We start from the raw sequence: 19955 nt of genomic DNA, 5'->3' as shown, positions 1-19955 counted from the left end.
AGGAGTCGTTTGGGAGGGAATATAGTACCAGTCAGGAGGAAAATTTCTTTAATATAGGGTCTGCTGAATAAGTTATCCGATCAATTATATTTCATTTTAACACCTGGCTATTTCCCCTTTCTGACGTCTCATATATCGGGGTATAAATTGTGCATCGGGGCTATTTACCATTATGGTCAAATAGCCCTCTGTTACCAGCCAGTAATAGATTTGGAGTGCTGACAACAAAGAACCAGCTGCCAGTTTAAGCAGATTCATGACAAAGTATATAGACATCACCCAACTCTCAGCCGTATCCTTTAGACGGGCCTTGATCTTACCCAGGCCATATGCATTTTTTCCTTGTCCAAACTTCCCTTCAATCGCATTTCGTTCTGGCATCTCCTTTTGTAATAATCGCTTTTGCTGCTTACTCTCCGGTGATGGTCGACCCAATGGCTTGCCAACATAACGGATCCCTTTTTCCTTCATGAATCGTCTGTTTTCACGTGTGCCGAACAACTGATCTGCCAATACACGCTCAGGATAGCAACCAAACAAGCGTTTATATGTTTCCAGGCTGGCTATCAGCAATCCACCTTCATTGTAATTGTCCCAACTCAGCTTTTCTATATGTGTGTAACCATCTTTCAACATCACCAGTTGCTTGCTCCCAAACTCTGTTGATACACGGTCTTTACCTCTAGGCATTGGACGTACATGCGGTTGATAGATACTTACAATCCTATCCGACATTTTTTGTTCTCTTTTCTTATACATCTCTGCCTGCTGACGATACATTTCCTGAATCACTTGTATTAAGGTCCAGTCCTTCATTTTCAACGTCTCCTTAAAAGTAGCATCTGATTCTATCAGCCAATTGATATACTTTAAATCACGCTTAACATATTGTAGTTGCTGCCGGATACCTCTGCGTATATCTCTTTTGCTCTTGTTTTTCTTTTTGGCAATATTCAGATATTGCTTCCTGGCTATCTTCCTATACATCCGCGGCATTACCAGTTCCGCCGCCTGACATCCCCGCTCTATCATCCCTTCCAATTGACGGCGTCCTTCATTCAGTAATTTGATATCTGTTGGATATTCGATCTGTTGCTCTGACACAGTCGCATCTAACATCACTGTTCCTGATAGCGCTTCAGGTGGCTTTTCTTTTACACTGTTCATATGATCCTGCGAGCAATCGTTATTTCTATCCCCTCCATTCTCATCCTGATCACTATTTCCTTCGGTATTCGCTACCTTCTCTTCATTCACTTTAGTTAATCCCGCTTCCTGCAAAATAATCTCATTCAATCTGGACATAACTTCTATGCCTAACCGTTTTCTAATACTTACCATCAACGATGCATCAAAGGGAGCCTCCTGTTGAAAACTGCTTAAGCCTACAAAATATTGCAGATATATATTTTCCGTGATTTGCTCTACTACCTCCCGATCATCTATGTTCAGTATATGTTTGATGATCACCGCACCAATCACCATCCTGGCACTCAATGTTGGAGCTCCAAAATCTGCCCGCATCTTTTTATAATACACCTCCGCCAGTTTATCCCACGGAATCTTTGCAGCCAGTATAACCCATCGATTGCTAGTTGATAATTGCTGCGAGAAGGGTGTAGAAAATCCGTCTAATGTTAACTGTTTTGAAGGAGTGTAACGTATCATTGCTGCATGGTTTTGGAGATGAATCACTCAATATATAAGCACTTCTGTAGCAAATAATAAGCCATATAATATTGATTAACAATATCTTAATACTTATTCAGCAGACCCTAATATAATAAAAGCCGGATCGTTGGGCGATCCGGCTTTTTGAATGATTTAGAAGGATGATACCTCAATGATTTAGAAGGATAATACCTCCGGCGCCAGCCGAAAGAGAGATGACTGCCTTGCTGCCGCAGGGCAATATCCTATTCTTCTTCTATTAACTTGATACCTGTTTTTGTAAACTCAATCTTTCTTGCTTTGTAAAGACTTCCTGTGGTCATCTTAAACGTTTTTTTACTCATACTAAAAAACGAGTAGATCTCCTCCGGATCCGACTTATCATGATAAGGCAGATAGCCGTTGTTTTCTTTGAGTAATCTTAAGATCTTCTCCCCTTCATTCTCTACTCTTTTATACCCCATCTCACCCGCAGAAACATCCAGCTTATTCTCCTCTTTTACCGCCTTTACAAAACCTTTCAATTTATCGCCGATATCCACTGTGCCAAACACATCTCCATAATGTAATAGTCCTGTATGTTTCTGATTTACAATGCATACAAAACCAAGATCCGTTCTTCTATATATAATCAGTTCCACTGGATCCTGCTCTTTTACCGTCAGTTCCTCATTACTAAGGTACGGATCTAATTTTTCTGTAGCCGCGACTCTGCCGGTACGTTCATCCAGGTAAATTTTGACCAGGTAATCCTGTCCAATCACCATTTTGGTCATCTGTTTACTCGCCGGTACAAACAAGTCTTTCATCAGTCCCCAATCCAGGAAAGCACCCTGTTCGGTCAATCCTGTACACTTCAGGTTCACAATATCCCCCACTATACCATAAGGCTCCTGATTCGTGGCTGTAAGGCGATTCTCCGAATCATGATAAATAAACACCCTGAGCTCATCCCCCCGCTTTGCGCCTTCCGGAACAAAACGTTTTGGCATCAGTATCTCCTGCTCCACGCCATCGAGGAACAAGCCGAACTCACTCTCCTTCTTCACTCTTAAAAGGTTAAATTCACCTACCTTATACATGTAATATAATATTTGGATATTCGCAAAGGTAAGTAGATTTGTGGTCAAACGCAGGTTTATGGCCTTACTCAAACATATCAATCCTTTCTCGAAAACAAATGAAGATACCGGGTTCAGCGCTACGATCAGTAGTTATGGGGATCGTTTTATCAATAAAGACGGGAGTTTCAACCTCCGGAAAGAGGGTAATCGTATATGGGACAGGTATTCCCTTTTCCATATTATGCTAAACCTGCCAATCTGGGCTTTTGTGATGGTAATAGTGGGGGCATTTATTTTAGTAAACCTTATTTACACGGGTATTTACCTGCTGATCGGGGCGGCGGAGTTACAGGGGATTAGTTCACATCATGCGTGGGGGATATTCAGGGAGGTTTATTATTTCAGTACAGAAACGTTTACGACAGTGGGTTATGGCCGTGTCAACCCGGTAGGTGACGGGGCTAATTTTGTGGCTTCAATTGAGGCGATGAGTGGGTTTCTGTCTTTTGCGGTGGTAACGGGGTTGATTTATGGACGTTTTGCCCGGCCGAAGGCGCATCTGGCTTTTAGTGATCATGCGCTTATTACACCATTTAAGGGTGGTAATGCATTGATGTTCCGGTTTGCCTGTTATAAAGATGGTCATACGCTTACTGACGTGACGGTGCAGGTAAATGCGGCAATGCGGATACATGAGGATGGGAAACAAACGTATCGGTATTATGAATTACCGCTGGAAAGGCATAAGATACAAAGTTTGCCGATGAACTGGACGGTGGTGCATGTGATAGATGATCAAAGTCCGTTGTTAGGGTTTACAGCGGAAGATATTAAGGTGGCGGATCTGGAATTGTATGTGTTGATCAGAGGGTTTAATGATATTTATTCAAATGTGGTGCAGCAAAGGACTTCGTATACTTTTCAGGAGATAAAGTATAATCATAAGTTTGTGCCAATGTATAGGGAGACGGCGAGGGGGACGGTGTTGGAGATGAATAAGATACATGATACGGTGGAAGTGAATGTGGGGATGATGGCGGTGAGTGCGGTGAGCTGAGAAGGAGGATGGATTACCGTGAGTGCGGTGAGCTGGGAAGGAAGATGGATGGATGGCCAGTGAGTGCGGTGAGCTGGGAAGGAGGATGGATTGCCGTGAGTGCGGTGAGCTGGGAAGGAAGATGGATTGCCAATGAGTGCGGTGAGCTGGGAAGGAAGATGGATTGCCAGTGAGTGCGGTGAGCTGAGAAGATGGATGGATATGCCCGTGAATTCAGTTAGCCAACATTTTTATTTGCCCTGATCATTTCAGAGTACCCCATTTTTCTGGCCAGTCCGGTCACTGCCATCGCAATCCTTTTGGCTTTGGTTCCCGGGGTTTTGGCACTTTCAATCCATTTCATAAAATAATTCCTATGGCCCTTAGGAAGCGTATTAAAAAAGGTCAATGCATCCGGTTCATCTGATAAGCATTCCATAAATTCAGGAGAGCTTACCGGATCAGGATTATCATCTACCTGGATCTGCACCTGCAACTCTGCACCCGCGCGCTTGCCCACACCTTTTCTCAGATCGGCATTCATCGCCATGATAAAATGCCCCTCACCCATAGGTATCAACGCGATACCTGCTATCTCAAATTTATCGAGCTTGCCTTTTACCCTGAAGGACTGCTTGTACCCGGGCTTCAGTTTTTCCGACAACTCAATGGGGATCTCGATATACGACCAGCCAGTCTTCTCCCCCATTTGTTCGAACTTTTTGATGGTGGCTTTGAATTTTATCATGCGGTAAATATAAAAAAAACGGTTTTGCCATGTGGCAAAACCGTTTAAAAAACATTCCTTTTGAAAATACAAACGTTCAATGGCGCTAGCCAAAAGAAAGAAACCTTCCCTGCTGCCGTAGGCCAATTAGTTTATATTGCTCTGTCAGTTTTCTTCACACCAAATGTAGCGGAAGGTTTGCTACCCATATAAATTTCCATCTTACCACCTTTCATTATATCTTTATACAGGAAGAAAGACTTATTATAGTTGATGCCATTCAGCACTATTTTCTGGATATACTTGTTCTCTTTACTATTGTCTTTTACCACAATATCAAATTTCTTATTTCCTGCTAATTTAATCACTGCTTCATCCATCAATGGAGAACCGAATACAAACGTACCGTTCATTGGGTTCATCGGATAGAAGCCCATTGCAGACAATACATACCATGCACTCATCTGCCCTGCATCTTCATTACCACACAATCCATCAGGCGCATTGGTATAATATTTCGACATTACCTCTCTCACAATTTCCGCAGTTCTCCAGGGCCTGCCAACCGCCGCATACAGGTAGCTTACGTGATGACTAGGCTCATTACCCTGTGCATACTGGCCAACCATACCAGAGATATCAGGAGAGCTACCTTGTCCCAGGGAAGAAGACATATTAAAGAAAGAATCCAGTGTAGTTTGAAATTTCTTTTCACCAAACAGGTTTACCAGCCCTTTTGCATCCTGTGGTACAAGCCAGGTATACTGCCAGCCATTCCCCTCGCAGAAGTCATTTGAACGGTGTTTTGCTTCCAGCGGATCAAATGGTCTTTTAAAACTACCATTTGCCAATCTACCTACGAAATGACCTTCTGAAGCGTCCCAGTATTGCTTATACAAACCCGCTCTTTTGGTGAAGTATGCAGCGTCTTTTGTTTTACCCAGTTTCCTGGCCATCTGTGCCACACCGAAATCAGCGATCGCATATTCCAGGCCCCAGGCAACGGATTCAATCGTCATACTATCAACAGGAATGTATTTCAATTCCTGTACAAACTGTAAGCCGCTTACTTTTCTCATGGCAGTGTTCCTCACAGCTTCATATGCCAGTGCTACGTCCGCAGGATCAATCAGACCTTTCAGGTAAGCATCCGTAATAATCGGAATAGCAGGATTACCAATCATACAATCAGTTTCGCAACCTTCCAGTGGCCATACCGGCAGGCGTCCCTGCTGTTGGTAAATCATCAACATGGAGTGCACTATATCTTTTACAAGCGAAGGATCGATCACGGACATCAAAGGATGCAGACCGCGATAGGTATCCCACAGAGACATGCCGGTGTAATTTGTGAATCTCTGGTTGGTGTACACTTTTTTATCGGTGCCACGGTAATCACCATTGTGATCGTTGAACACAGAGGGGAAGAAATGGCTGTGGTACAGCGCAGTATAGAAGGTTGTTTTCGTTGCATCATCTGCAGAGAAATCGATCTTGTTCAGATCTTTATTCCATGCCAGATCAGCAGCAGTTTTTACCTGTTCAAAGTTCCATCCTGGTATTTCGGCAGCGATGTTGCCCAGTGCATTCTCTTCACTCACCGGAGAAATACCTACTTTCAGATAAATGTCAGCATTTTTAGCTGCATTAAAATACATCACGGCCTTGACACCTTTACCTTTTACAGCTCCTCCGGCTACTCCGTTGTTAAGGTCGTAAAGATTTAATTGTGTGATAGGCTGAGATGTTTTGATTGCGAAGAACAGGCGTTGATCATTGGCCCATCCTTTGGAGAAGCGATAACCTACAAAAGTGGTATCATTTACTTTTTTAATAGTTGTTTCTACCGGAGCATCCCAACACATAGCAAATTCCAGGTCAATCAGCAGGTGAGCACTATCAGTATTATCGTAATGGTAATGGTGAAAACCTACTCTGGTAGTAGCTGTGAGCTCCGCCTTCACCTTGTATTTGTCGAGGTATACAGCGTAGTAACCCGGTTTTACCACCTCGCTGGCCTTTTTGAAATTGGAGCCATAACCGGTGTTCATATCCAGGCGGTGAGCGGGTTGTAATTCCAGGTGACCGCTGGCAGGTACGATCATCAGGTCATTGAGATCTCCGATACCGGTACCACTCAGGTGGGTATGAGTAAATCCAAGAATATCTTCACTGATGTAATTGTAACCACTGCACCAATCCCATCCATTGAACTGATCCCAGGTCTGCATGGTTTGGCTGGGTCCGAGCTGCACGGCGCCATAAGGCACGTTTGCACCTACGAACACGTGTCCATGGCCCTGCGAGCCGATATACGGATTAACGTATTGAGTAAGCGGTTTATCCTGTGCATGGCCTGCCTGTGGCAACAGGCTGGATACCAGTAAAATAGTTGAAAATAACGTTGAAACTGTGCAATTCTTCTTCAATTCACATTAAATTTAGACCTGTTTATAAAATAAGTTGGCAAATAGCTTTCAATACGTGACTATTGCCAAAAATAATAAAATAATCAGCAAAATATGTTAATCTGCGAAACAGCACGCCTGATTGTACGCAAGTTTACTATTGACGACGCTCCATTTATCTGGTCGTTGCTCAATTCTCCGACCTGGATTCAGTTTTTGGGTGACAGGAATATTCAGACATTGGCGGATGCCCAGCAATACCTGACCAATGGCCCGTTGGCCAGTTATGCACTAAGAGGGTTTGGATTGTATTTGGTGGCGATGAAGGATAGTGGAGTGCCCATTGGGATGAGTGGATTAATAAAAAGGGATGGGTTGGAATATGTAGATGTAGGTTTTGCGTTGCTGCCGGAATATATGGGACAGGGATACGCTTACGAGGCTACGAAAGCGGTAATGGATTATGGATATAATACGCTGCAGCTACCACATATTGTGGCAATAGCGAGAGCGGATAATAAGCATTCGCTGGCGTTGTTGGCGAAATTAGGGTTGAAATTTTCTGATACGGTTATGTTGGCGGGGATTGAGCATCCATTGAGTTTGTTTAAATAGTGGATGGTTTGAATGGCTGTGTATTCATTGGGTTTGCTTTTGATAGCAGATCTTTTGAATGGCTGTGCATTCATTCGATGTGCTTTATTAGCAGATCTTTTGAATAGCTATGCATTCATTGGATGTGCTTTATTAGCAGATCTTTTGAATGGCTATGCATTCATTGGATATGCTTTATTAGCAGATCTTTTGAATAGCTATGCATCCATTGGATGTGCTTTATTAGCAGATTTTTTTGAATAGCTATGCATTCATTGGATGTGTCTTATTAGCAGATCTTTTGAACGGCTATGCATTCATTGGATCTGTCTTAATAGCAGATTTTTTGAATAGCTATGCATTCATTGGATTTGTCTTAATAGCAGATTTTTTTGAATAGCTATGCATTCATTGGATTTGTCTTAATAGCAGATTTTTTTGAATAGCTATGCATTCATTGGATGTGTCTTATTAGCAGATCTTTTGAACGGCTATCCATCCATTGGATGTGCTTTATTAGCAGATTTTTTGAATAGCTATGCATTCATTGGATGTGTTTAAACAGCCAGCTCTCCTGATTCTTCAAGTGGCAATACTGCTGCTTTTATCTCCACGGCAGCGGCAGTGGGCATTACTGGGGGCAAAGGTCCAAATACCAGTGCCTGATAAGGCGCCAGGGTTAAGTTCCCTCTTTCCAGTTCAAAAGTCAGCATATTATTTACTAAAGGTTCTATATCCGTCTCCATCAGGAATGGCAGCTTGTACACAATGGTTTCTTTTGAAAAATTAAGCACCATTAAAAACATCGTCTTGTCCAGCGTGCGCGTATACGTATATACCTGGGGATGCTCCGCATCATACAACTGATATTTCCCATAAACTAATACCGGCTGGTGTTTGCGCAGCAGAACGACCTGTTTAAAAAACTGTAATATAGACCGTTCGTCTTTCCCCTGCGCAGCTTCATTAATGAAAGTATGATTGTCGTTTACTTTGATCCAAGGCGTGCCATCCGTAAAGCCTGCGTATTTACTATCATCCCACTGAAAAGGCGTACGGCTATTATCTCTGGCCGCCATTTGCTGATCCAGTAAAAAGCGGGTGGTATCCTCCCCTTTGCTTTGCAGGTATTTGTACATATTGATGGTATCGATATCCTTATAGTCATCGATAGCTTCAAAGCGGATATTCGTCATGCCAATCTCATCGCCGTTGTAAAAAATGGGCGTAGCGCGCATCGTGAGCAAAAAAGTAATCAGCATTTTCGCGGAGATCTCTCTATAAGTTTCGATATCGCTACCCCAGCGGCTCACCATTCTTGGCTGGTCATGATTCGTAAGGTAAATAGTACCCCATCCACCTGTTTCGTAGATGTTGTCCCAGCTTGTGTAGAGGCTTTTCAGTGCTACCAGGTCAATACCTTTGGGATCAGGACGTTTGTAGGCATCTTTGAGATAGCCCAGGTTCATGCCTTCAAAATGGTAGAGCATGTGGAGTTCTTTCCTGTGTTCTTCAACGAAGTGTAAAGCTTCGTCAATCGTGATACCTGCGGCTTCGGCGAGGGTAGTGATATCAGTACCTTCAAGCACTTCCTTATTCATCTCCTGCAGGTAGTCATGCAGATGAGGTCCATGTGCGTAGTACGCTCCCCAGTCGTGGGTCTTGATCTCAGGCCAGGTGGTATCTTTACTAATGTAGCAAATAGCATCCAGTCTGAAGCCATCAACCCCTTTTTTGATCCAGAAGCGCATAATATCGTATACTTCTTTTCGCACCTGTGGATTTTCCCAGTTCAGGTCCGGCATTTTTGCAGAGAAGTAATGAAGGTAATAGCTATCAGTCGCTTTGTTGTAAGTCCATGCCTGGCCTGATGGATCAAAATGACTGAACCGGAAAGGTGGTTTTCCTTTTTCAGCGGGCCACCAGTGGTAATAGTTGTAATAAGGATTTTCTCTTGACAGACGGGCTTCTTTGAACCATGGATGTTCATCACTGGTATGATTTACTACCAGGTCCAACAGCAATTTTATTTTTCGTTGATGCAGTCCTTGCAATAAGATATCGAACTCCTGCATGGTGCCATACTCTTTCATGATATCATAATAGTCGCTGATATCATAGCCATTGTCATCGTTAGGAGAACCGAAAATCGGGTTGAGCCATACGGTGTCTATACCCAGGCTTTCAAGATAATCCAGTTTCGATATAATACCCGCCAGATCACCGATTCCGTCATTGTTACTGTCTTTAAAGCTACGGGGATATATTTGGTAAATGATACTTTCTTTCCACCACATAGAAATGATTTTTCCTGATGAAGATGCAATTTTTAAGCCGGTCATACTGTAGAAATATAACATCGTAAACCCGCTGGCATATTATTTTCAGTAAGTTGTTAAAACTGACTTAATTGAGAACAGCATATACATTTACCGGATCTACTATTCTTGACAATGGAGCCGGGTTATTTAGTGTTTGGGCGCCCTTCAGAGAGTCTGTTGCATTGTCTGTGATAACACCGGAGTCCGCCACAATCCCCATGCAGCGGGATGACGATGGCTATTGGCAGGTAGTGGTGCCTTCGGTTTCACCGGGTATGACTTACAACTATATACTGGATGGACAGCTGAAACGTCCTGACCCTGCATCGCGTTATCAGCCTGAAGGTGTACATGGGCCGTCAGCATTGGTAGAGGACAATTTCAAATGGTCCGACGAAGGGTGGAAAGGACGCGACCTGAACGAGATGATTATCTACGAATTGCATACAGGCACCTTCACACCGTTGCAGAATTTCAAGGGCGTGCTTTCAAAGCTCAGTTATCTCCGCTCATTGGGGATAAATGCCATCGAGATCATGCCCATTGCTCAGTTCCCCGGTCATCGTAACTGGGGGTATGATGGTGTATATCCTTATGCAGTGCATAATACATATGGTACACCGAATGAACTGAAGGCGCTGGTAAACGCTGCACATCAATATGGGATTGCAGTGATACTTGATGTAGTATATAATCATCTGGGGCCGGAGGGAGCGTATTTTTCAGATTTTGGTCCGTGGTATACGGAGAAATACAGAACACCGTGGGGTGCAGCGATCAACTTTGATGATCAGTATTCAGATGCGGTGAGGGCTTACTTCATCCGCAATGCGCTGATGTGGCTGGAAGAGTATCATATAGATGGATTGCGGCTGGATGCGGTGCATGCCATCTGGGATAGCAGTGCGAAGCATTTTACAGAAGAACTGGGTGAGGCAGTGACGGCATTGTCGTATGCCACAGGCAGGAAAAAAATTCTAATAGCAGAAATAGATTTCAACAATCCAAGGTATATCACGCCAACAGATCAATGTGGATATGGCATGCATGGGCAATGGGTAGATGAGTTTCATCATGCGCTGCATGTGGTGCTGACGAAAGAGAAGGATGGGTATTATGAAGACTTTGACGGATTGCCTTCGCTGGCGAAAGCATGGAGAGATAGTTATGTGTATACGGGGCAATATTCTCCACACAGAAAGCGGAAGTTTGGTGTGGTGCCACATGCGATACCTTATGACAGGTTTATTGTGTTTACACAAAATCATGATCAGGTAGGTAATAGAATGTCAGGAGACCGGTTGGCAGCAAAATTACCATTGGAAGCGAATAAACTGGCGGCAGCGATGTTGCTGTTATCTCCGCATACGCCGATGTTGTTTATGGGGGAGGAATATGGGGAGAAGCGGCCGTTTTTGTATTTCACGAGTCATGGGGATGAGGATCTTTCCAGGGCGGTGAGTGAGGGGCGTAAAAATGAATTTAAAGCATTTTCATGGGCGGGCGATGTACCTGATCCACAGTCAGATCATACATTCTCGCAGTCCATTCTTTCGTGGCCAGCGCCGGGGCCGCTATTAGAATATTATCGTTATCTGATCGCGTTGCGGAAGACGAGAAGGGCATTGTTGAATACAGAAAGAGATAATATATGGGTGAACATGCCGCAACCCGGAGATGTTATATTATCAGTAGAACGCGCGGGCAATGATGACCGTTTGTTGTTACTGTTTAATTGCAGTGAAGAGCAGGCAGTGTTTGTGCATAATCGTCCTCATTTATTACATAAAAAGTTTGATTCTTCAGTTGCTATCTGGCAGGGGCCTGGGCCTACGGCGCCGGATGAAGTTAAGGAGGGTATTGCTATTACTTTACAACCATACTCAGCTATAATTTATGAGATCGTATAATCCGCCAACCGCTACGTATCGTATTCAGTTTCATGCGGGGTTTACATTTAAGCAATTGAAAGAGATCATACCGTATTTGCATGCGCTGGGTATATCGACAATATATGCATCGCCTATCTTCAAAGCGGCGCCGGGTAGTGAGCATGGGTATGATGTGACGAATCCGCATTGTATCAATCCGGCTATCGGAACGATAGATGAGTTACGTGAAATTCATGTGCTTTTGCGGGAGCATGGTATGACCTGGCTGCAGGATATAGTGCCGAATCACATGGCTTTTCATGCAGAGAATACGCGATTGTATGATGTGATGGAGCGAGGGCCGCTTTCTCCTTACTACGCTTATTTTGATATTGACTGGCATCATCCTGATTTTGCGGGCAAGCTGATGACACCTTTTTTGGGAAAGCCTTTAGAGGATTGTATTCGTGATGGGGAGATAAAGTTGGGGGTATCTTCGGCAGGGTTTACGGTGAAGTATTTTGAACAAGTGTTTCCGTTATCGGTGACGGCGTATGATCTGATTAGTGAGCAGCTTGCTGACAGCGATGCATTGCCGTTGATTAAGTTGTTTTCATCATTGTATCAGCGGGCTACGGCGGGAACGTCACTTGATGACTGGAGCAATCAGAAGTTGGCATTGATGGCGGAGGTACGGGATCTCTCGATGTTGCAGGCATTGATGGATAAGGTGAATAATAACCTGGGGCTATTGGGTAAAATTTTAGGGAAACAATATTATCGGCTGACGTATTGGGGGGATGCGGATCAGGCGATCAATTACAGGCGGTTCTTTACGGTGAATGAGTTGATTACGTTGAGGATGGAGACGCCTGAGGTGTTTAATGAGTATCATACATTTCTGCATCGTTTGTATAGGGAGAATCTGGTGCAGGGGTTGAGGATTGATCATATTGATGGATTGCAGGATCCTGGGGGGTATATAGACAGGTTGCAGCAGTTGTTTGGGAGTAAATGTTACGTGATAGCGGAGAAGATATTGGAGGAACGGGAGAGTTTGCCGAGGGAATGGGCATTGCAGGGGACGACGGGGTATGAGTTTCTTTCATTTACGAATCATTTGTTGAGTAACCGGGAGGGGGTGTTGGCGTTGCAGCAATTTTATCAGACGCTGGTGCCGGGGCAATATGAGGAGTTGGTTTTGGAGAAAAAGAGGCTGATTTTGGAGCGATATATGGGTGGGGAATTGGAAAATCTTGTTCGATTGTGTTATACGCTAAAATTGGCGGATGCGAGGGTTAACAGGGATTTATTGAAGCAGGCGATTGGGTTGTTTATGATTTGTTTGCCGGTGTATAGGTTGTATTTGGGGCCAGGTAGTGGTTATGGGTTTGGTGGAGGTTCGGGTTCGGGTGGTAGTTCAGGGAGTGGGTTTGGCTTTGGTGGGGGTTTTGGATCAAGTGGTGGTTTTGGTAGAAGTTCGAGTGGTAGTTCGGGAGGTGGCTTGGGTTTTGGCGGTAGTTTTGGGTCAAGTGGTAGTTCTGGTAGTGGTTCGGGTGCTGGTTTTGCTGGTTTTGGAGCCGGTTCGGGTTATGGATCAGGTTATGGCTCGGGGGCTATTTCAGGGTATGGATCAGGTTATGGCTCAGACTCAGGCCAGGGAGATGCATCCCTTTCAGAACAGGTCGCTTTTACATTTGCGCGCATGCGTTCATTGAACAGATCTGCTGAATCGGCGATATTATTATTGGAACAATGGTGGGAGCAAAATAAGCTGCCGTTTTTAATGCGATTGATGCAGTTTACGGGGCCATTGACGGCGAAAGGTGTGGAGGATACGACTTTTTATGTGTACAATGCGTTGTTGTCGCATAACGAAGTAGGTGATAGCCCGGTTGCTGTGCCTGTCAACTTCCATCAATTAATGATTTTCCGTCAGCAGCAGACGCCGCATTCATTGAATACAACGGCTACGCATGATACAAAGCGAGGAGAAGATGGGCGGATCAGGCTGAATATGTTGACTTTGTTTGTAGAGGAATGGAAGGAACTGATCGGGCAATGGCGGGAAATCAATCAGCCTGCACCGTTATTGAATGACGAGTATTTTATTTATCAGAGTATTATCAGTGGGTATTCAGATGGGATCTCTGTTGAAAGGCTGCAGCAATATGTGATCAAAGCCCTTAGAGAGGGAAAAGTGAATTCAAGCTGGGCTTCGCCGGATGAGGAGTATGAGCGGAATGCGACTGATTTCATTTCCAGGATATTGCAAAATAAGCGCTTTTTAGACACCCTGGTACCCTTTATAGAAAAGCTGGATAACTTTGCATATACCAGTTCACTGGCCCAAACACTGGTGAAGCTAACAGCCCCTGGGATACCGGATACCTATCAGGGTACAGAGTTATGGGATTACAGCTATGTAGACCCCGATAACCGCCGGCCTGTGGATTATGGAATACGCATTGAACTTTTAAAATCATTAAAAGATCTTTCTGGTACGGCATTGTTTGACTATTTGAAAAGTCATCGTAAACAGGGTGTAGAGAAACTCTTTCTTACTTACAAAGCGTTGCATTGCAGGAAGTACTTTCCCAATCTCTTTTTAGAAGGTGATTATCTCCCATTACAAAGTAGTGAGTCAAATGTGTTGGCATTTGCGAGAGTATACCGGCAGGAATGGGTGATTGTGATTATTCCCCTCCCCGATTTACAGCCGGTAGTTGCTTCGATCTTATTACCTACGGGTGCACCGGAGCGTTGGAAAAATATTTTTTCAGAGGATGTGATTGAGGCTAAAGGCAATATAGGAGCGGATGTAGCGTTAAAAAACTTCCCAGTAGCGATGTTGATTCCAGAAAATATCTGAGGAAAAATTTGGAGGAAAAGAAAAAGTGCGTACTTTTGCAATCCCTTAACACGGAATCAGTTGCCCAGATGGCGAAATTGGTAGACGCACTGTGTTCAGGTCGCAGCGCTCGCAAGGGTGTGCTGGTTCGAATCCAGTTCTGGGCACCTAATATTAAAACCCGCACTAGTTGCGGGTTTCTTATTTTAGCTAATTTTGTATTTTTTAATACCTTTCTCATCTTCAAACTATAGTAGTTCGATTCCATGTCCGGGTCCGATTCTTTACCAATTAACATTCGCTACCCGATATGAATTATGAACTCACCATCACACGCCACTAGAAGGCTTTCATGTATCAATGGCTGACCATTGATTCTACAATTCTTTACACCTAACAAGCCGTCATAATTATTATGCCGATATGACTATTTATAATACTCCCCACAAAACGGACAGTAAGTTTAAGTGGAAAAACATCTTAAATTTACAATATGAACAAGGGAAGAAGAAAGTTCAATGCAGCCTTTAAAGCGAAAGTAGCTATCGAAGCCTTAAAAGAACAGATGACATTGGCCGAGCTGGCAGAAAGTAAACCTATAACGAGGGGAGTCGCTGTCAATCTTCTATGCTGATTTACCTTGCCTTAAAAAAGTATGAACAATAAAACTAAAAAGGCCTCCCATTCCAGGTACTCTTCTGAGGAAATTATCACTATGTTGGACCAATTTGACCGGGACAATGTAAGTTTAAAGGAGTTTTGTGCTGATAAAGGTATCAGTCAGGCCACTTTTTTCAATTGGCGCAAGCGATATTTGAGCAGGAGCGTGAACAACAGTAGCTTTATAGAACTAATAACCTCAGCTCCGAATGCTGAGGTTCCGCTTAGTACAGGTGGTATATTTGCCGAATTCAGAGGTATCAGGATTTATCAACCTGTAAGCGCTGCTTATTTAAAAGCCCTGATATCATGAGTGCTATCATTGTGTTGACAGATCGTCATCGTTATTTTTTGTATACACAGGCAGCAGATATGAGAAAATCATTTGCCGGGCTATGTGGAATTGTAAATAATGTTATGCAACTATCTATTTCAGATAATGATGTATTTGTGTTTTTGAATCGTGATTTTACTCATTTAAAGTTATTGTTGCATGAATCATCAGGATTCACATTATTATGTCGCAAACTTGATAAAGGACGCTTTAAAAAGCCTGAGGCAGGGAGTGCTTCGGAATCATTGAAATTAAGTGCTTCGGAGGTGATAGCACTGGTAAAAGGGCTCACATTTTACCGGCATAATGATAACAATAAGCCTCCTTCAGATTAGACAAAATAATTTTAAAATTACCAGCAGCAGATCAAAACAATGATCTGCTTTTTTCGTTATAGTAATTGTTCCAATGAAAAAATCTGCCACTTCATATAAAGCCATGTATACTGCTTGTCTGCAACAACAGGCAGCATTGCAGCGTATTATATCAATGCAGCAGGAGCAAATGTTTGTTCAACAGGAACAATTACTGGTTTTACAACTGGAACGTGAAACGAAAGATGCCATCCTATTTGATCAGGACCAGCTGATATGTTATCAACAACAATTACTACTGCAAAAAGATGAACAACTGGAAGTTGGTAGACAAACCATTCTGCAACTTGACTCTCAGCTTACGCAATATGATAACCTGATTAAAAACCAGGATAAAGAAATAATCACTTTACAACAAGAAGTTACAAAACAGCATAAAGTAATAAATAGTTTGCTTAGAAGCCGTCATGAGTTGAAAGCCCTGAAAAAATGGGTCCATGGTATAAGAAGTGAAAGGAGGCCATTACAAACCGACATTACGGAACAGGGGCAAATTGTACAAGGTACGCTGAGCTTAGATGCGGATGAATATGCAGTATGCCAGATCAGTTCCCGTAAAGTAATTGCAGAACATATAAGACAGACAGTAGAGATAAGCCCTAAGACAAGAGGTGGTCGTAATGATCTGCCTAAGGGATTGGAGGAAGAAATTACTACTCTGGATGTAGATCCTCTTCCACTGGGCGCCAAATTAGTAAGGATAGATGAGCAGCGACAACTGGCCTGTTCTCCATTACGGTGGTATATTAAAGTGACCAGACGACCAGTTTATATCGTTGCATCTGAAGATGGATTATATGCTAAGAAGGTATCAGCGCCGCTGCCATCACATCCTATCCCTCGTTGTAAAGTAGATATCAGCATACTGATCATGCTGATAACAGATAAGTTTTTATATCATCTCCCGGTAGGGCGTCAATGGAAACGTTTTATTCAGTATGGAGTAAACCTGCCATATAGCACACTCGTTTATTATGTGAACAGGATCTGCGAAGTGCTAAGACCATTGTGGGAACTGCTATACCTGGAAGTCGTCCGAAGTGGAATTGTTCATGTAGATGAGTCGTCGTACAAAGTATTGGATGATACTAAAAAAAAGGGTAAAAAATCTCATATAGGCTGGCAGTGGGCAATATTGTCCCCTATCCAGCGAATAGCCTGTTTCCTTTATCAGCGGGGAAGAGGGAAAAAAGATATTGCAGATGTTTTAAGCGGATACAAAGGATATCTGTTGACAGATGCTTATGGTGTATACACTAAATATGGTCAGCAGCCAGGTGTTATACATCAAAAATGTATGGCCCATATAAGAAGATATTTTATGCGGGCCCTGGATAATGACAGACAGCTGGCCGCTTATGCACTGGATAACTTCTTTGGACCACTTTATAAGCTGGAAGCAAAATGCAAAGCTGCTGATATGGACTATGATGAAATTAAACAGGAGAGACAACAAAAAGCGGTACCCATATTAAATGCTTTTAAACAGTGGCTTCAGCAACAGTTGCCGCTTACAATACCGGGAACTCCCATTTATCAGGCCATCAATTATGCATTATCTAATTTTGAAGGCATTATAGTATACACTACTGAGGGATTTTTATCAATTGACAATAATTTACTTGAAGCGCAGATCCGCCCTATTGCCCTGGGCAGACACAATTTTATGTTTGCCGGTTCTCATAATGGTGCAGAACATGCTGCAATTATTTATAGCTTGCTGGCCACCTGCAGGTTGCAGGGTATCAATCCTATCCATTGGCTCGATGATGTACTGCGCAGAATAAGTGAGCACCCCAAAGATAAGTTTATAGAACTCTTACCCCAATACTGGAAACCGGCACGTGCCTGAATCTTAGATTAGGCCGCTTTCTTTTTTCTCCAAAATCCTTAATCTTGTAAAAGGAAATCACTCTTTAAATCCAATTATCAACATGGATAAAATATCAACACAGGAACAAACTGATGTTAAGCAGATTGCTGCGATCAAAGCCGAAATAGAAAGCAGAATGAATGATTTTGATTATGCAAATAATATAACTGATGAATTGTTCCGCTATCAGCCATTTATACTATCGACAATAATGGGATATAAGATGGATGTTCCCATGGAAGACTTACCGGACCTGATTAATTTATATGTGCTGATCTGGCTTTTTTACAGAGACAAGAAGAATGTTCGTAAGGTACAAATCACGGAGCAACAATATAGTAAGCAGGAATCCAGATTTGTAGAAATGCTGAAAAAGTATGAAACAAATATATCTACAGCTGCAAAAAATAAAATGATAGATGATGATCTAAATAGTTTTTATTCTAAATCTCTGTATGCAATGTTAGTATCGGAGTGCCGGGAGAATAAAATACTACATAGATTAAATCGTGAGTCAGGAGGTGCCGTATACGCAGGATACATTACCCTTATAAAATGTTTTGACGAGATTATTGCGAAGTAGTGGTAGCAATAATAATCCTCCTATCAGATGTTGACATTTTGATAGGAGTTTTTTTTTATTATCAATGACTCCCAACGTTAGAGGTTTACGAATAAAAGAACCACACCAGGTGGAAAACTGCTACATAAGGCCGGCGATAAGCTGTATGTAGACTTTTGTGGAGATAAGCTTTCCTATGTTGATAAAACTACAGGAGAACTCATAGCAGTAGAGGTGTTCGTGGCAGTGCTGCCTTGCAGCCAATACACCTTTGTAAGAGCTGTATCTTCACAGAAAAGGGAAGATCTGATCTCTTGTTTATCTTCCTGCCTGCAGTGGCTTGGAGGAGTCCCACAAGCTATTGTATCTGATAATCTCAAAAGCGCAGTAAGTAAAGCTCATAAATATGCTCCACTGATCAATAAAACATTGGCCGATTTTGCTCTTTTTTATAGTTGCGCGGTAGACCCTGCTCGCCCATATCACCCTCAGGATTATGGAAACAAATATGTTATGTAAACTTTTGACGCTTAACCCGAGTACTTACAAGACTTTCCTTACTCAAAAGTTTACATAACACTTCACTTATTTGGCAAGGCTTTCCAGCCAGTTCAACAGCCCTTTGTCTTTTTGCCAGGATGGATCCTCAGAAAGATCTGGAGAAAGACTTGTTTTCTCTATCGCTTCTCGTTTCTGCCTGTTGTCGATTCTGGCATATATTTCGGTCGTAGTCACTGACTCATGACCTAAAAAGTCTCGTATACATATTAAGTTCACGCCGTTCTGTTGCAGCATCATAGCTTTGCTGTGCCTTAAGGAGTGTGGACTTACATTGGCAGGTATTAAGGCTTGGTTTATTTTTCTAGCAGCCGCACTATACTTTTTCAGTATCATGGTAATAGCCATTCGTGTTAGTTTGCTTCCTCTTCCATTACTGAACAAGGGGTACTCAGTGGCCTTCCCTTCTAAAAGCCTGTTTTCCTGCATATATATCTTTAACGAGGCTGTCGCCTGATCTGACAATGGGATTAGCCGCGTTTTATTTCCTTTTCCCGTTACCCTTAACAAAGTTGGTTTTCCAAAATTGACTCTGGCGGGAACCAGATCAGCTATTTCCTGAACCCGTCCGGCACAATCGTACATAAGCGACAAGAGCGTCAGATCCCGCCTTCCTTTAGGAGTAGATGTATCCGGCTGGGCCAATAATAGTTTCATGCCGTCAGCACCTAAATAAACTACTGTTGCTTTGGGGGCTCGTTTCACTTTGATAGCAAGTATCCGCTGCCATTCTTCCATATAATCCGGAGACTTATATATCAGGAAGCGGACAAAAGCATGGATAGCAGCCAGACGCACATTTCGGGTGGATATACTACATTTCCTTTCGGTCTCAAGCCATTCTAAAAAACCAACGATACGCTCCTGTGTTATGTCTATAAATTCAAGATGATCCACTTTTATGTAGTGATTATCGCGCATATGGATAATAAAAAGGCTTATTGCATCCCGGTAAGCAGCAACGGTATTCTTCGAGCAACCTCTTTCTCCAACGAGATATTTCACCATAAAGTAGGTTAAGTATTTGGCAAATTGAGTTTGTTTCATACGA

At 42.8% G+C, this 19955-nt stretch carries 18 protein-coding genes and 1 tRNA gene; 13 read left to right on the top strand and 6 right to left on the bottom strand.

The genetic code is table 11. The annotated features are described in order from the left end of the window. Positions 1-96: 96 nt before the first annotated feature. Both QQL36_RS16770 and QQL36_RS16765 read right to left on the bottom strand, forming a co-directional pair. The gene (locus tag QQL36_RS16770) at positions 97-1668 is read right to left on the bottom strand and encodes an IS5 family transposase (RefSeq protein WP_321566779.1); all 1572 of its coding nucleotides are present in this window, start codon (positions 1666-1668) and stop codon (positions 97-99) included. Positions 1669-1916: 248 nt separating this feature from the next. Then, positions 1917-2753, bottom strand: coding sequence for a S1 RNA-binding domain-containing protein (locus QQL36_RS16765; RefSeq protein WP_321570359.1), 837 nt, complete (start codon positions 2751-2753; stop codon positions 1917-1919). A gap of 58 nt (positions 2754-2811) precedes the next feature. On the opposite strand from QQL36_RS16765, the gene QQL36_RS16760 reads away from it, so the two are divergent. Both QQL36_RS16760 and QQL36_RS16755 read left to right on the top strand, forming a co-directional pair. Next, complete coding sequence (locus QQL36_RS16760; protein ID WP_321570358.1) at positions 2812-3792, top strand: ion channel; 981 nt, start codon at positions 2812-2814, stop codon at positions 3790-3792. Positions 3793-3800: 8 nt separating this feature from the next. Beyond that, positions 3801-3965: a hypothetical protein gene (locus QQL36_RS16755; protein WP_321570357.1), complete on the top strand. Its 165-nt coding sequence runs from the start codon at positions 3801-3803 to the stop codon at positions 3963-3965. Positions 3966-4009: 44 nt separating this feature from the next. On the opposite strand, the gene QQL36_RS16750 is transcribed toward QQL36_RS16755, so the two are convergent. Both QQL36_RS16750 and QQL36_RS16745 read right to left on the bottom strand, forming a co-directional pair. Next, positions 4010-4519: a YdeI/OmpD-associated family protein gene (locus tag QQL36_RS16750; protein WP_321570356.1), complete on the bottom strand. Its 510-nt coding sequence runs from the start codon at positions 4517-4519 to the stop codon at positions 4010-4012. A 131-nt stretch (positions 4520-4650) separates the two neighbouring features. Then, positions 4651-6927 (bottom strand): GH92 family glycosyl hydrolase, encoded by a 2277-nt coding sequence (locus tag QQL36_RS16745; protein ID WP_321570355.1) that lies wholly within the window; start codon positions 6925-6927, stop codon positions 4651-4653. Positions 6928-7020: 93 nt separating this feature from the next. On the opposite strand from QQL36_RS16745, the gene QQL36_RS16740 reads away from it, so the two are divergent. Continuing rightward, positions 7021-7521, top strand: a complete 501-nt coding sequence (locus QQL36_RS16740) for a GNAT family N-acetyltransferase (RefSeq protein WP_321570354.1) — start codon at positions 7021-7023, stop codon at positions 7519-7521. A gap of 12 nt (positions 7522-7533) precedes the next feature. After that, a complete protein-coding gene (locus QQL36_RS16735; protein WP_321570353.1) occupies positions 7534-7764 on the top strand; it encodes a hypothetical protein in 231 nt (76 codons plus the stop codon). Positions 7765-8057: 293 nt separating this feature from the next. Here the strand turns inward: QQL36_RS16735 and QQL36_RS16730 are convergent, their stop codons facing one another. Continuing rightward, the gene (locus tag QQL36_RS16730; RefSeq protein WP_321570352.1) at positions 8058-9797 is read right to left on the bottom strand and encodes an alpha-glucosidase; all 1740 of its coding nucleotides are present in this window, start codon (positions 9795-9797) and stop codon (positions 8058-8060) included. A gap of 113 nt (positions 9798-9910) precedes the next feature. Here QQL36_RS16730 and treZ point away from each other — a divergent pair, with 113 nt between their 5' ends. The 9 genes from treZ to QQL36_RS35665 all read left to right on the top strand — a co-directional run bounded on the left by treZ (position 9911) and on the right by QQL36_RS35665 (position 18865). Further along, positions 9911-11731, top strand: coding sequence for a malto-oligosyltrehalose trehalohydrolase (gene treZ, locus QQL36_RS16725; protein ID WP_321570351.1), 1821 nt, complete (start codon positions 9911-9913; stop codon positions 11729-11731). Next, the gene (locus QQL36_RS16720) at positions 11718-14564 is read left to right on the top strand and encodes a malto-oligosyltrehalose synthase (RefSeq protein ID WP_321570350.1); all 2847 of its coding nucleotides are present in this window, start codon (positions 11718-11720) and stop codon (positions 14562-14564) included. Before treZ ends, QQL36_RS16720 begins: the two co-directional genes overlap by 14 nt. Positions 14565-14626: 62 nt before the next feature. After that, a tRNA-Leu gene (locus QQL36_RS16715) sits at positions 14627-14710 on the top strand. Between the two features lie 326 nt (positions 14711-15036). After that, complete coding sequence (locus QQL36_RS16710) at positions 15037-15177, top strand: hypothetical protein (RefSeq protein ID WP_321570349.1); 141 nt, start codon at positions 15037-15039, stop codon at positions 15175-15177. Between the two features lie 21 nt (positions 15178-15198). After that, complete coding sequence (gene tnpA, locus QQL36_RS16705; protein ID WP_321568492.1) at positions 15199-15516, top strand: IS66 family insertion sequence element accessory protein TnpA; 318 nt, start codon at positions 15199-15201, stop codon at positions 15514-15516. Next, positions 15513-15872, top strand: a complete 360-nt coding sequence (tnpB, locus tag QQL36_RS16700; protein WP_321568491.1) for an IS66 family insertion sequence element accessory protein TnpB — start codon at positions 15513-15515, stop codon at positions 15870-15872. Before tnpA ends, tnpB begins: the two co-directional genes overlap by 4 nt. A gap of 73 nt (positions 15873-15945) precedes the next feature. Beyond that, positions 15946-17763 (top strand): IS66 family transposase, encoded by a 1818-nt coding sequence (gene tnpC / locus QQL36_RS16695; protein WP_321568490.1) that lies wholly within the window; start codon positions 15946-15948, stop codon positions 17761-17763. 82 nt (positions 17764-17845) lie between these two features. Further along, positions 17846-18367 carry a hypothetical protein gene (locus QQL36_RS16690; protein WP_321568489.1) on the top strand — a complete coding sequence of 174 codons (522 nt, stop codon included), beginning with the start codon at positions 17846-17848 and terminating at the stop codon, positions 18365-18367. 117 nt (positions 18368-18484) lie between these two features. After that, positions 18485-18865: a DDE-type integrase/transposase/recombinase gene (locus tag QQL36_RS35665; protein WP_415751076.1), complete on the top strand. Its 381-nt coding sequence runs from the start codon at positions 18485-18487 to the stop codon at positions 18863-18865. Between the two features lie 66 nt (positions 18866-18931). Here the strand turns inward: QQL36_RS35665 and QQL36_RS16685 are convergent, their stop codons facing one another. After that, positions 18932-19951, bottom strand: coding sequence for a tyrosine-type recombinase/integrase (locus QQL36_RS16685; protein ID WP_321568520.1), 1020 nt, complete (start codon positions 19949-19951; stop codon positions 18932-18934). Between the last annotated feature and the right edge of the window lie 4 nt (positions 19952-19955).

This window comes from Chitinophaga sp. LS1 (assembly GCF_034274695.1).
GTDB lineage: Bacteria > Bacteroidota > Bacteroidia > Chitinophagales > Chitinophagaceae > Chitinophaga.
Note: the sequence above shows the minus strand (reverse complement) of the source record. Positions and strands in the feature narration are given on the sequence as shown.

Coding starts and splice junctions, on each gene's coding strand:
- QQL36_RS16770 (WP_321566779.1), bottom strand. CDS start 1,668: ATGATACGTTACACTCCTTCAAAACAGTTAACATTAGACGGATTTTCT.
- QQL36_RS16765 (WP_321570359.1), bottom strand. CDS start 2,753: ATGTATAAGGTAGGTGAATTTAACCTTTTAAGAGTGAAGAAGGAGAGT.
- QQL36_RS16760 (WP_321570358.1), top strand. CDS start 2,812: ATGGCCTTACTCAAACATATCAATCCTTTCTCGAAAACAAATGAAGAT.
- QQL36_RS16755 (WP_321570357.1), top strand. CDS start 3,801: ATGGATTACCGTGAGTGCGGTGAGCTGGGAAGGAAGATGGATGGATGG.
- QQL36_RS16750 (WP_321570356.1), bottom strand. CDS start 4,519: ATGATAAAATTCAAAGCCACCATCAAAAAGTTCGAACAAATGGGGGAG.
- QQL36_RS16740 (WP_321570354.1), top strand. CDS start 7,021: ATGTTAATCTGCGAAACAGCACGCCTGATTGTACGCAAGTTTACTATT.
- QQL36_RS16735 (WP_321570353.1), top strand. CDS start 7,534: ATGGCTGTGTATTCATTGGGTTTGCTTTTGATAGCAGATCTTTTGAAT.
- QQL36_RS16730 (WP_321570352.1), bottom strand. CDS start 9,797: ATGTGGTGGAAAGAAAGTATCATTTACCAAATATATCCCCGTAGCTTT.
- QQL36_RS16720 (WP_321570350.1), top strand. CDS start 11,718: ATGAGATCGTATAATCCGCCAACCGCTACGTATCGTATTCAGTTTCAT.
- QQL36_RS16710 (WP_321570349.1), top strand. CDS start 15,037: ATGAACAAGGGAAGAAGAAAGTTCAATGCAGCCTTTAAAGCGAAAGTA.
- tnpA (WP_321568492.1), top strand. CDS start 15,199: ATGAACAATAAAACTAAAAAGGCCTCCCATTCCAGGTACTCTTCTGAG.
- tnpB (WP_321568491.1), top strand. CDS start 15,513: ATGAGTGCTATCATTGTGTTGACAGATCGTCATCGTTATTTTTTGTAT.
- tnpC (WP_321568490.1), top strand. CDS start 15,946: ATGAAAAAATCTGCCACTTCATATAAAGCCATGTATACTGCTTGTCTG.
- QQL36_RS16690 (WP_321568489.1), top strand. CDS start 17,846: ATGGATAAAATATCAACACAGGAACAAACTGATGTTAAGCAGATTGCT.
- QQL36_RS16685 (WP_321568520.1), bottom strand. CDS start 19,951: ATGAAACAAACTCAATTTGCCAAATACTTAACCTACTTTATGGTGAAA.